We start from the raw sequence: 12,595 nt of genomic DNA, 5'->3' as shown, positions 1-12,595 counted from the left end.
CGCCTCATTGTAACCTGACGAGCACCTTAGCGAAAGGGAAACGGCATTTGTAGTGGCCCGTCCAACTCCACCTTCCTGAAGTTCATCTCGATCATTGCTCGGCCGGATTCCGTCGAATTGACGCGGACAGTGCGGCCGTAAGCAAATTCTTGTTTCGCTGCTTCGACGGTGCGGAAGTCCTTGTTCAGGATAGTGATCTTCCGGTCGGAGCCCGACTCTCGCAGGTCCATTTGCTGTAGTTTGAAACTGGCGCCGTCCACCAGGTAAGACGTAGCGTAGCGACTGTCCTCACCGGAAAGCTCGTAGACATCGCCGTTCTGTGTGAGTTCCAGATCGCGGGTAAAGAAGACGGCGTTACCGAGGATGATTTTCTGCAGCAGGTTGAAATCCGCGGGGATCTGGTATTTCCGCTCCACGTAGCTCAGTGGCTCGGCGGTATAGTCACCGTTTAGCCGGTTAAGGACGAAGAAAGAATCGGGGCGAATCAGTACGCGGGCGCCCTCGAAGCCGAATTTCTTGACGCTCATCCAGATGGCCTTATCGCGCTCGAGCCGGATCGTGCCCGTCCCACCGATATTTAGTTTTTCACTTTCGAGATCGATGCGGGCGCTACCTTCCAGGTAATCGGTTTCGAACGCATTGGCTTCCATTCCCTTCACTACTTTGGAGGCTTTGGTCGTCCGCGTAAGCCCGTCTTTGCCAGGCTTCCCGCCCACTTTGCTGCCGCATCCAGTCGCAAGAATCGTGACCGTACAAAGGAGAAATAGAAGCGCGCGCATAGGTAGAGATTGAGTGCCGAAAATGTTGGTAGAGTTGCCCAGGAAGGAGGTTCGGTTCTAGGAAGCTAGGCAATTGCCGGATTGTTCGGCGAACGACCTAGGTGAGTTGCCGGGAGGGTTTAACTACCCAGCTTACTCATTTTGCGAGGTAGTTCTTTAGACTTACTGCCCGCTGCTTTAGCCCGTGCGTAGGCTGCCGTAGCGGTAGCTTTATCACCCGCTTCCGCCGCTGCGTCTCCGAGTAATTCCAGGTAGAGGGCATTGGTATTGCCCGGTACGTCGTAACCTTTGAGGGCGTCCAACTCCGTAGCGTTAGTCAGTAAAAAGGCCAGGGGACCATTCGGACCGCCGGGTAGCATTTCCGCTTTGACGGCGCTGCCGCTGGATGCCGAGTTCAGGACTGAGAAAGCCGTCGCCAACTCGTCGAGCGCGCGAGTAGCTTCGGCCTGGGTGCTTACCATGAGCCGGGCTTCGGAGAGCAGACTTTCCGCTTCGCCGAAGTTGGAACGCAGGGCTTCTCCAATGGCGTAATGCACGTAGACGGAAGGTCGGTTGGGGTAGAGGTCCAGCGCTTCCTCGGCGTACTTCCGCAACTCGACGGTCCGGTTCGACAGGTAAAGGGTGCCGAGCAATTGCTCCCAGACAGGATAAACGTTATCGTCCAGTTCGAGGGTAGCGATGTAGGCGTCCGCTGCTTCATTCAGTTGGCCGGACTGGAAGTAGATGTCGCCCAGCAACGCAGCGGCCTTGGCTTCGTCCGGATGTACGCGGCGCAATTCCTTGGCTAAGTGCACGGCCCGGGTGATCTCGGCCCGGTCCATTCCGGTCCCCGACCTGGCATCCTGCGACCGCGCCAGACCCTGTACGAGCGGCAGCAACTTGCCGATCTTGAGGTCCAGGTCCACGTCGGATCGGCCAAGTAGTGCTAGTAGTTGATCATCGCTGCCCGTATCACCCGGTTTGGCGGGGGCGCCGGCATTTTGGAGGGCCAACTGTGCGCGTACGTCCGCCGGCTCTAACTTGAGGATGGCCTTGTAAACCTGATTGGCCGCTTTGGCATTCCCCTGCGCCACGTAAAATCCAGCCAGTAAGTGGCGGTTTTCCAGATTGCGGGGTTGGGCGTCGACAAGGGCCGTGAGTTCCTTTTCGGCGCGTTTGGCATCACCCGTGCCGAGGTAGAGCGCGTGTTTGAGGCGTGCCAGCTCGGCGTTGACGCCGATTCGGCTCTCCAACTGGTTGTACACACCGATCGCTCCCTTGATATCCTGGGCTCGCACCAGGGCGGCAGCTTCTTCCAGGTAGTAATCTTCGTCGCTTGGGTCTTGTTTGCGCAGGGAGGTGTACAGCGCCGCACCCTCCTTGTGGCGGCCGGTTTCCCGAAAAAGATCCGCCAGATATGCGGCGTAGATTGGGTTGGGGCGGGCGGCGTAAGCCTTTTGCATTTGGTCGATGGCGGGGTCGAACAGCTCCTTGGCCTTGAAGAGGCGGGCGAGTTCAAAGTAGGTCGCATCGTTTGCCGGATCTTCCGCGGCGAGGGCCTCAAACTGGGCGATGGCCGCGTCCGTCTTGCCAAGCAAAGCGTCCCGTTTAGCTTCAATGAACTTACTCTGCCGGCCGATCTCGGCGACGGTGAGCTCCCCCTGCGCGTAAACGAAGGCGGAAGACAAGAGGAATAAAACGGGTAACAGGAAACGCATGTCGGGGATAGTTCTGGTCGCCAGCGAGCTGTAAAAGCGGGCCGGAAGTATGTAAACGTACGAAACCCGGCCACGTTGCGTACGGGGCCGGGTTTTGTGGAGGCGGGGGAGGGCGGGAAGCCCTAATCCACCAGCGTGATCTTCATCATGTTCGTCCGCAGCTGCTTCTCGAGGGGCATGGAGCCGGTATTGACAAGCAGGTCGCCGGAAGCCACGTAACCACCATCCTTAAGGATTTTGGTGACATCCGTTACCGTCTGGTCCGTACTCGTATTATTGTCGTAGTGGAAGCAACGCACGCCCCAACACAGGTTGAGGGTGTTGAGCATGTGGTGCAAATCACTAAAGACGTAGATCTTGGCGTTCGGACGGAAGCTCGACAACTTGAAGGCCGTGTAACCGGACCGCGTCATCCCGACGATACCGCGGGCGCCAACATTCTGGGCGGCCCAGGCGGCGGCGGAACAAACCACGTCGCTGATGAACGTACCGGATTTGTCGTTGGCTTTGGGGCGCTTCATACCGATCTCGTAGATCTTTTCCGCCTCGTGAATGATGGCGTTCATGGCTTTGACGACGAGCGCCGGGTGGCGGCCCACGGAAGTCTCACCGGAAAGCATCACGGCGTCCGTACCGTCGAGGACGGCATTGGCTACGTCCGTCACCTCCGCCCGGGTGGGGCCGGGGTTGTTGATCATGGAATCCATCATCTGGGTGGCCACGATGACGGGGCGGGCCCGTTGGATACACTTGCGGATGATCTCCTTCTGGATGATCGGCAGCCGCTCCATGGGGACTTCGATACCGAGATCTCCCCGCGCCACCATGATGGCGTTGGAGTGCTTGATGATCTTGTCCAGGTTTTCGATGGCCTCGGGCTTCTCGATCTTGGAAATGATCTTGGCGGGGTGGCCTTTAGCTTCAATGCGCTTGCGCAAATCCTTCAAATCCTTGGCGTAGCGGACGAAGCTCAGCGCAATCCAGTTCACCGGCTGGGTGAGGATGTATTCGAGGTCGGTCAGGTCCTTTTCCGTCAGGGAAGGGAGGCTGATCTTCGTGTTGGGGAGGTTGACCCCCTTGTTGGACTTCAACACGCCACCGAAGAGGGTCTTCAGTTTTACGGTATCCGTCCCGTTAGTCTCCACCACTTCAAAAACTAGGGTGCCGTCATCCACGAGGACGCGCTCGCCGACGGTTACGTCCTGGGCGAACTGCGGGTAACTCATGTAGACGCGTTCGGCGTTGCCGACGCATTCCGTATTGGTGAAGGTGACGATCTGGCCTTCCTCAACGGGTAGCCCTTCACCTTCCATTTTGCCGACCCGGAGTTTCGGGCCTTGGAGGTCCGCCAGGATACTGACGTGGGTATTGAGTTCCTTATTGAGCTTGAGGATTTTCTGGATCGTCCCGCCGTGCACGTCGTGGGAGCCGTGGCTAAAATTTAGGCGAAAAACATCTACCCCGGCCAGGATGAGGCTCTTCAAACCGTCCTCCGAACTACAGGCTGGGCCGACGGTGGCCACGATTTTTGTGTTTTGGTGATCCGTAATCTGCATACTCATTGGGGGGAGTTAGTGTAAAAACTACAATAATACCCCAAAGGTAGCGGTTGGCGCACTTATTTGCTCGCCGCATTACAATCTAGAAAAGTTTTCCCCCGTAAAATTCCACCCCGGTACGGTAACTTTTGGCGGGTTGGCTACCTTTGTGGAACTGAGAGTTACGAGTAGCAAGTTGCAAGTACTAGTAGGCTTGCAACTTGCTACTCGCAACTTAAAACAGGGCCTATAGCTCAGCGGTTAGAGCGCCGGACTCATAATCCGTCGGTCCCAGGTTCAAATCCTGGTGGGCCCACCTTTTAGTCTGTAGTCTATAGTCTTTAGTCTGTAGCCACCCTGCTAGGCAGGGACTACTATAGACTCCAGACTATAGACTACAGACTTTTTAGAACCCTGGAATATCCTGAATCTGAATATTCCCCGTATCGAACAGTTGGGTATTGATATTCCCTTCGCCCACCTTCACGTTTTTGTAGGTCATCTCGTAGCGGTTGCCTTTTTTATCGGTGGAGGTGGTGAAGATGGGGAAGCCTTCCACGGGCGCATTTTCACCGGGCGTTAGGGTTTGGCCGCCGATGAAGGCGCTCATGGCGGAGGCCATTGCGGTGGGGTCAATTTCAATGTCGGTGGTGATCCAGGATTCGGTTACGGTGCCTTCGCGGGTGTCCGTCATGACGTACTTGGTGGTGTTGTAGCCCTCAATGATGCGGGTTTCGCCGGTGTTTTCGTAGGTGATGCCGTCGAGGTAGTCCTGGGCGGCGTCGGGTTTGATGAGGTTCCTCAGGTTGGGGCTCTTCATCCGCATGCCGGTAGTTTCGCCCTTGCTAGTTGTGATTAGCGTGACCTTGCCGGTTTGGGTATCGAAGATGGACCAACTATTGCCCTTTTCGCCCTTGTCTTCAAAGTTGACTTTCTGCGCAACCTGAGTGCGGCCTACGGCCATCGAGATGGTGGATTCCTCGGTCTTTCCGTTGCGTTTGATGCTTTTGACGTGCATGTCCATACTGAAGGCTACGTCGTTCGTGTAGGGTTCAAAATCGCCGCCGCCCCCAAATAAATTGGAGAGGGCATTGCCCACTTCTTCGTCGTCCGCGTATTCGTTGCCGTCGTTGGGTACGAGACCGCCATCGTCGACGGTTTGTTCGTAGTCAGCATCTCCTTTTTGGGGTGCCGTGCCCGTCCGTTGGGTTGCCGTTTGATTGGCGGCTGGCTCGCCGTTTTTATTTTTCTTTTTCTTCTTTTTGAATAGCCCTTCGATGGCCTTAAAGGTCTCGTCCACGGCCTGGTCTACCTTTTGGTCGACCTTGTTATTGGCTTTGCGTTCGGCCCGGTCGGCGGCGCGGTTTTTGGCCTTGTCCGGCAGATTTTGGGCGCTGACGCAGGTGCAGAGGAAGAGGGCAAGTAACAGAGAAGAGATGCGAAGAAGCATGATGTGCTGTTGAAGTGTGAGTAGGAAGTTCTACTAAGCTGAATGGGACAGCGAGTAGGTTTGACCCTCTATGCACCCTCGTGGCAATCCGTTACACCTTAACTATCGGAAGACCGAACACGAGTAAAAAATATGGGGTTATAGTTGGACCGGCAACTAAGCAATTGCCATTTACCCCAAACCAGTTAACCTATCAATTCACGTACCATGGAGTTCCGTCAAAACATTGGCCGTACTGCCTTCCTGTTAACCCTGTTACTGATCATCGTCGTTCTCTTCAACCTACCGACGATCGCGGCGCTGGTCTAATCCCAGCACCTTTCTATCTAAACTTGAGTTTAAGCCTTACCTCTACTGATTAGCCGGGTGAAACGACAGGATCGTTTCCCGCAAAAAGTCCGTATCCAAATGGGTATAGATTTCGGTAGTGAGGATGGACTCGTGACCTAACATTTCCTGTACGGCTCGTAGATCGGCGCCCCCTTCAATCAAATGGGTGGCAAAGGAATGGCGAAATGTGTGGGGGCTGACCCGCTTTTGAATGCCAGCCGCCGCCGCGTACTTCTTCACCGCCGTAAACACGGATACCCGACTTAGTTGTCCGCCCCTTCGGTTCAGGAATACCACATTCTCCACCTCCGGTTTGATGGTAGGTAGGTGCACCCGTACGTAGTGGAGGTAGAACTCCAATTGTTTGATGGCTTCGCCGCCGATGGGCACAATCCTTTCTTTATTTCCTTTGCCCGTGATGCGGAGGTAGCCCTGATTAAGGTAGAGATTGGTCAGTTTAAGACTGGTCGCTTCGCTCACCCGAAGACCACAGGCGTATAGGGTTTCCAGGATGGCGCGGTCCCGGATGCCGTGGTCCGTACTCAGGTCAATGGCACCGAGTAGCTCCCGGATCTCGTGGTAGGTCAGTACTTCGGGAATTTTCCGCCCCAATTTCGGTGCCTTGAGAAGTTCGGTGGGGTCCGCCAGAATCAGGTTCTCGTCCAGCAAATAGGCGAAGAAGGTCTTGAGGGCGGAGATCAACCGGGCTTGCGAACGGGCACCTAAACCGAGCTCGGCCAGGTAAACGATGAATCCATCCAGGTGAAAGGCCTCAATGTGGGTAGGAGAGAGCGCCCAGCCCCGCAGCTCCAGGTAGGCGGGGAACTTACTCACGTCCGATTGATAAGCCGTCAGCGTATGGTCGCTGTAGCCCCGGTTTAATTTGAGGTAGCCGGAGAAGCTTCGGAGTGCCTGGTCCCAGTCGGTAGTATTCACTTCCGCAAGTTACGGCGGGGGTAGCCCATCCAACTTCTTTGGTAGGTCCGGAAGTTTATATTTGACCTTGGAAGCTGGAGGAAAACCGTCCGAATAACTTGATCCCGGATAGTCCTTTACTATAGGACTCCATTTACGCCTTCCGGGAACCACTCTTTTTTCGGCTTGGCCCATCCCTATTTCATCGCACCCGCGGCAGCGCCACGCAGTAAAACTCGTACTCAGTTGGAGCGGCCCATCGTTGGAGGCCGGAAAGCAGCGAAAACCGAACCGGTAATGGGAGAAAAGTGTAAATAAGCTACCTTTATTGAAGACCGTTCCCGCCATGATCCCACTTACTATTGTTAGCGTCCTTTTAATTGTTGGTTTGCTGCTCCTTTTTCGGATGTGGTCCGGCAACCGGATGCCCGGTAAGAGTAAGCGCGACCAAGCCGTCGCCGAGCTAAAATCTGAAATGGATGGCTGGACGGCCGACCTGGTACCCTTAAATAAGGAAGAACTGGATCTTTTCAGCCTGGCGCAGGACAAACAGGTGGTGAAGACCGGCGCCGGCATGACGGCGAAAGGCACCTTTACGACGATCTTCCACGAGCCCGTGGTGAGCTACTCCTACCGCCGCTACCTCGGTAAAAAAGTGAATGAACTCCTCTACGCCCGCACGGCGGAACACGATTACGTGTACTGGACGGAGGATGGCAAGACCTCTCTACAGATCGACGGGCAGACCGTAGGTAGCCTGGATGGTAATACCCTGCTCGGCGCCCGCAGCGGACAACCGATCGCGCGGATTGCGGGAGAGCAGAAAGAAAACTACCTGCCCATCAGCGTTGGAAACCGCGAGGTTGGCGCCATCACCGCCGGTAAAAACGACGCTGCCGACCCCCTCGGGCAGCGCGCCTTTGAATTCATCCCGCAGGACTTGAACGAAAAGGAAGAACAGTTGCTCCTGAGCCTGGCTACGCGTGAATTGGTGAAGCGAAGTTTGCCCGCAAACTAGCTATTGCTTAGACCAGGTCTAAATAATATGGCGTCCGGAACATGCTAATCCCTTCCTGGATTAGTACTTGACTATGTTGTAACTTTGCGCAACTTTTCCAGGCCTTCCGAAGCTTCGGCGGGCAATTTGGGTGAGCTGCATTTCGCTCGCCGCTTCAAACCGCTTTTCAAACGCACCCAGGCGCATGAAATTAACCAGGAAATCACTACAGTTACTCCCGCTGTTGCTGTTGGCTTTTACCAGTCTTCAGTCTCAAGCTTCTGCCAGTGGCAATAATCTACTGATCTACGGCCTCGCCGCGGGTGCTCTCCTCCTTCTTTTCTTCATCATCATCAGTGTTGCTGACAACTTCATGGTGCTGGATCTGCAGGATAAAAACATCGATAACGACAAGGTCAATATGGGTCTCTACCCACGGGTGAGCGAGCTCTTCGGAAAGCGCCGCCCCGAGCACCTGGAGGGTAAGAACTACCACAAACTGACGAAGGGTTACGACATTCCCCTGGAAGGAAAACCCGCGGGAACCATCGACGAATCCATCAAGGCTAGCCGCTTTGCGATCATGCCGCCGGATTTCAACGGCCTGATGCCCATCCCCAAAGTAACCGTTGAGGTTGGTGACAGCGTAAAGGCTGGTGACGTTGTCTTTTACGACAAGAAAAAGGAGCGTATCAAGTTCGCCGCCCCCGTAAGTGGTGAGATCCTGGAAGTGAAGCGCGGCCTCAAGCGCGCCATTGCCAGCATCATCATCCTGGCCGATAAGGACCAGGTGAGCCGCAGCTACGATTTGCCCTCCGAGCACGCGGACCGTTCCGTACTGGTGGACTTCCTACTGGAAAGCGGTGTTTGGCCCGTCATTCAGGAACGACCCTACAACGTGGTGGCCGATCCGGACCGCACGCCCCGCGACATTTTCGTGTCCACTTTCTCCACGGCGCCACTCGCTGCGGATAGTAAACTTGCCATTGCTGGCCGGGAGGACCAATTTCAAAAGGGTATCGACGTACTGAACCGCCTTACGGACGGATTCGTCTACCTCGGTTTGGACGGCCGCGAGGCTGCACCCACCGCCTACGACCGCGTCCAGAACGCTAAGCTGCATTACTTTGACGGAGCGCACCCGGCGGGCAACGTTGGTATCCAGGCCCACCACATCCACCCCATCGGGAACGGTGATGACACTTGTTGGACGCTGGACGTCAACGGCGTACTCCTGCTCGGTAATCTCTTCCTGAACGGCACGTACGATACGAGCCGGGTGGTCGCCCTTACCGGCGCCCCACTGCAGGCCCCAACTCACGTTCGCACTCACGCTGGTGCCAGCCTCGGTGAGTTGCTGTCCGGAGAGAACTTCGTCAACGTCCGCACCATTAGCGGCGACGTGCTGACGGGGGATAACGTCGGTACTGAAGGTTTCCTAGGCTTCTTCGACGACCAGGTTACCGTAATTGAGGAAGGGGATGAGCCGGAGATCTTCGGTTGGTTGCTACCCATCAAACCGCGGGCTTCCATTTCTCCAACGATCCCCACTTTCGGAACCTTTGAGGCTACAACGAATAGCCACGGTGAGCGCCGGGCCTTCGTGGTGAACAACGACTACGAACGGGTGCTCCCCATGGATCTGTACCTGCAGCAACTGATGAAGTCCATCATGATTTCGGACTTCGAGCAGATGGAAGGCCTCGGTATCTACGAATTGGTAGAGGAGGACGTGGCGCTCGCTGAGTTTGCCTGTGTTTCCAAGCAACCGCTTCAGTATATTCTCCGTGACGGTCTCAACTTGATGCAGGCCCAGGGATAATTCAAGAAAATTCGAGCGTTCCCCTCATTCTTTGGCGGGTCTGCTCTCAGCTACAATAGCCATATGAAAGCATTACACAGTTTCGTCAAGAAGTTCGAGCCCGCGAAGGAGAATAAGTTCGCGCACACGACCTACGACGCTTTCTATACTTTCCTCTTCCAGCCGGATGCCGTGACCGTTGACGGTGCACACATCAAGGACGGCATGGACCTTAAGCGCCTCATGGTGCAGGTCGTGCTCGTGCTGCAACTGCTGTACGTATTCGGTACGTGGAACATTGGCCACCAGCACTTCGTAGCGCTTGGCCAGCACACCGGTCTGCTCGAAGGCTTTTTGCTGAAGGTGGTCTACGGTTTGATCCAGATCCTGCCGATCTTCATCGTAACCCACGTGGTGGGCCTCGGTATCGAGTTCTTCTACGCCGCCAAGAATGGCCACTCCGTTGAGGAAGGGTTTCTGGTTTCGGGCGCGTTGATCCCCCTCATTATGCCACCGGATATCCCCCTGCTGTGGCTCGCCGTTGCGATTGCTTTTGCCGTTGTACTTGGTAAGGAAGCCTTTGGCGGAACGGGGATGAACATCTGGAACGTCGCGCTGCTGGCTAGGGTCTTTATCTTCTTTGCTTACCCGACGACCATCTCCGGTGATGAGGTATGGGTGTCCGGCATTGAGAAGGTGGCCATTGATGGCGTTCCTACCTACGTAGCGGCTGAGTACAACTGGGCCCACGGCGCTTTTGACTGGCTCTTTAATCTAGTTGGATACTCCCAATTCGGTGAGGGCGGTATGGCCGTCGTCGATGGTTGGACGGGTGCTACTCCTCTCGGTATTGCCGCTAAGGAAGGTTGGGCCGGCGTCGAAGCCGTCTACACGGAAAGTCAGATCTTTTGGGGTACGATCCCCGGATCCATTGGTGAATCCAGCGTTCCACTCATCGTCATCGGTATGATCTTCCTGATCGTAACCCGCATCGCCAGCTACCGCGTCATCTTCGGTGGCCTGATTGGCTTCATGGTAGCCGCATTGATGATGAACGCCATTGCTCCCAGCCCAGATCAGCTGACGGCTGATGTGGACGGTATTTTTAAGTTCATGGCCATCCACCCACTACGCCAGATGGCGATGGGTAGCTTCCTCTTTGCCATCACCTTTATGGCGACGGACCCCGTATCCAGTGCCGATACCCCCGCCGGTAAGTGGATTTACGGCTTCCTCATCGCCTTTATTGGTTTGATCATCCGCGTTATGAACCCGGCTTACCCCGAAGGCTGGATGCTTTCCATCCTATTGATGAACACCTTTGCGCCACTCATCGACCACTACGTCTACGAAGCCAACATGAAGCGCCGCGCTAAGCGGACGCACAAGATGGCCGAGCAGCGTAATGAATTGATTACCCGCCGCGGCGAAATGGAAATCTTCGACGAAGAATCCGAGTACACCGCCGTCGGTAACACGAGTGGCCAGTAATTCAACCATCCGGTTGGGTGAATTGCCCGGCCAGACCCCCGAATCTCAATAAGCATGAGTACTAATAAAGTAATCTTCTTCGTCCTCGGTATGACCGTCCTGGTCGCTCTCCTGCTCGCAGGTTTCAAAACGGCTACGCAAGACATTGCCGCCAAGAATGAGGACATCTTCAACAAGCGTCAGATCCTGTTGGCTATTGCGAACCCACTCGAAGCTGCGGGTAAGCCACTGGCTAGCCTCTCCGATGAGGAAGTATTGGCCATCTTCGAAGAGCAGGTCGATCAAACCATCGTGGATGCCGACGGCGACCCCATGGATATGCCTGGTATGAAGGCCGTTAATATCGACATGGCCAAGGAGCTTAAGAAAGAACCCGAAGAACGGATGTACCCCGTTTATAAAGTTAACTTGGACAGCGACGCCTACTACATCTTCAGCGTACGCGGCAGTGGGCTGTGGGATGCTATCTGGGGCAACGTCGCCCTCGAGTCGGACCTCAATACCATCGCCGGGGTAAGTTTTGACCACGCCGGTGAGACGCCCGGTCTAGGTGCCGAGATCAAGGATAACGCCACTTGGCGCGCTCAATTCGTGGGTAAGAAGATCTACGATGGCGACAAGTACGTATCCATTTACGTCCGTAAGGGTGGTGCCCTCGACCAGGAGCACGAAGTGGACGGCCTCAGTGGCGCAACCATCACGGCTGATGGTGTAACAGACATGCTCTACAGCGGGCTGAAGGCTTACGAACCCTACATGGAGGAGGCAAATGCTTCCACCAGCATGAACCTCAAGTAAAAACTACCCCGCAATCGCGGACTAAACATCAATTACATGGCTACTGCTACCGATACGCAGAAAACCGAAGTTGCCGAGAAAGAACCCTGGTTTGGTTCCAAGGAACGGGAACTGATGGTGGACCCCTTGCTGGACAATAACCCCATCACCATTCAGGTGCTGGGTGTATGTTCCGCACTTGCCGTTACTTCCCTCGTTTATCCATCGATCGTGATGGCCGTTGCGGTGGTCTTTGTTTGTGGGATGGCTAACCTGACCACCTCACTCCTCCGGAACTCAATCCCCAAAGCGGTGCGTCTGATCGTCCAGCTGGTCATCATCGCTACGCTGGTGACCCTGGTAAACGAATCGCTCAAGGCGCTGAACTACCCGGTCTACAAGCAACTCTCCGTATACATTGGGCTGATCATCACCAACTGTATCGTGATGGGCCGCCTCGAAGCCTTCGCCATGGCGAACCGCCCCTGGCGTTCCTTCGTCGATGGAATCGGTAACGGCCTCGGTTATGGTTTGATCCTGATCGTCGTTGGTTTCATTCGTGAGCTCTTTGGTAAGGGATCGCTCTTCGCTGGTAGCGGACTGGAGATGAAGATCATTGGCGCCGGTTCCACTTACGCCATCGACACCACTACTCCCGGCCAGTGGGGAAATACCTTCTTCGGTTGGTACGCCAACAACGGCCTCATGGTGATGTCCGTTGCGGCCATGTTCATCATCGCGGTACTGATCTGGATCCAACGCGCCCAGAACCCGAAACTTGTTGATGTAAGCTAAGGCAATAACTTATCCTAGCGTTACA

10 protein-coding genes and 1 tRNA gene are annotated in these 12,595 nt (G+C 55.3%); 6 read left to right on the top strand and 5 right to left on the bottom strand.

Features of this window, described 5'->3' with window-relative positions; genetic code table 11:
• Window positions 1-26: 26 nt before the first annotated feature.
• The 3 genes from A3850_RS02570 to pyk all read right to left on the bottom strand — a co-directional run bounded on the left by A3850_RS02570 (window position 27) and on the right by pyk (window position 4,032).
• Window positions 27-779, bottom strand: a complete 753-nt coding sequence (locus tag A3850_RS02570; RefSeq protein WP_068213909.1) for a DUF4292 domain-containing protein — start codon at window positions 777-779, stop codon at window positions 27-29.
• Between the two features lie 119 nt (window positions 780-898).
• A complete protein-coding gene (locus A3850_RS02565) occupies window positions 899-2,476 on the bottom strand; it encodes a tetratricopeptide repeat protein (RefSeq protein ID WP_068213907.1) in 1,578 nt (525 codons plus the stop codon).
• Window positions 2,477-2,598: 122 nt separating this feature from the next.
• Window positions 2,599-4,032 (bottom strand): pyruvate kinase, encoded by a 1,434-nt coding sequence (gene pyk / locus A3850_RS02560; protein ID WP_068213904.1) that lies wholly within the window; start codon window positions 4,030-4,032, stop codon window positions 2,599-2,601.
• A 225-nt stretch (window positions 4,033-4,257) separates the two neighbouring features.
• Between pyk and A3850_RS02555 the strand changes: the two genes are divergently transcribed.
• Window positions 4,258-4,330 (top strand) — tRNA-Ile (locus tag A3850_RS02555).
• A gap of 90 nt (window positions 4,331-4,420) precedes the next feature.
• On the opposite strand, the gene A3850_RS02550 is transcribed toward A3850_RS02555, so the two are convergent.
• Window positions 4,421-5,464 carry a hypothetical protein gene (locus tag A3850_RS02550; protein ID WP_068213902.1) on the bottom strand — a complete coding sequence of 348 codons (1,044 nt, stop codon included), beginning with the start codon at window positions 5,462-5,464 and terminating at the stop codon, window positions 4,421-4,423.
• A gap of 351 nt (window positions 5,465-5,815) precedes the next feature.
• Complete coding sequence (xerD, locus tag A3850_RS02545; RefSeq protein WP_068213901.1) at window positions 5,816-6,730, bottom strand: site-specific tyrosine recombinase XerD; 915 nt, start codon at window positions 6,728-6,730, stop codon at window positions 5,816-5,818.
• 325 nt (window positions 6,731-7,055) lie between these two features.
• On the opposite strand from xerD, the gene A3850_RS02540 reads away from it, so the two are divergent.
• The 5 genes from A3850_RS02540 to A3850_RS02520 all read left to right on the top strand — a co-directional run bounded on the left by A3850_RS02540 (window position 7,056) and on the right by A3850_RS02520 (window position 12,570).
• On the top strand, window positions 7,056-7,727 hold the full coding sequence (locus A3850_RS02540; RefSeq protein WP_068213899.1) for a hypothetical protein: 672 nt from the start codon (window positions 7,056-7,058) through the stop codon (window positions 7,725-7,727).
• A 184-nt stretch (window positions 7,728-7,911) separates the two neighbouring features.
• Window positions 7,912-9,528: a Na(+)-translocating NADH-quinone reductase subunit A gene (locus A3850_RS02535; RefSeq protein WP_082921575.1), complete on the top strand. Its 1,617-nt coding sequence runs from the start codon at window positions 7,912-7,914 to the stop codon at window positions 9,526-9,528.
• A 63-nt stretch (window positions 9,529-9,591) separates the two neighbouring features.
• Complete coding sequence (gene nqrB / locus A3850_RS02530) at window positions 9,592-10,998, top strand: NADH:ubiquinone reductase (Na(+)-transporting) subunit B (RefSeq protein WP_068213897.1); 1,407 nt, start codon at window positions 9,592-9,594, stop codon at window positions 10,996-10,998.
• Window positions 10,999-11,052: 54 nt separating this feature from the next.
• Window positions 11,053-11,796, top strand: a complete 744-nt coding sequence (gene nqrC, locus A3850_RS02525) for an NADH:ubiquinone reductase (Na(+)-transporting) subunit C (RefSeq protein WP_068213895.1) — start codon at window positions 11,053-11,055, stop codon at window positions 11,794-11,796.
• Window positions 11,797-11,832: 36 nt separating this feature from the next.
• Window positions 11,833-12,570, top strand: a complete 738-nt coding sequence (locus tag A3850_RS02520; RefSeq protein ID WP_068213894.1) for an NADH:ubiquinone reductase (Na(+)-transporting) subunit D — start codon at window positions 11,833-11,835, stop codon at window positions 12,568-12,570.
• Window positions 12,571-12,595: the final 25 nt, after the last annotated feature.

The organism is Lewinella sp. 4G2 (assembly GCF_001625015.1).
Classification (GTDB): domain Bacteria; phylum Bacteroidota; class Bacteroidia; order Chitinophagales; family Saprospiraceae; genus Neolewinella.
Note: the sequence above shows the minus strand (reverse complement) of the source record. Positions and strands in the feature narration are given on the sequence as shown.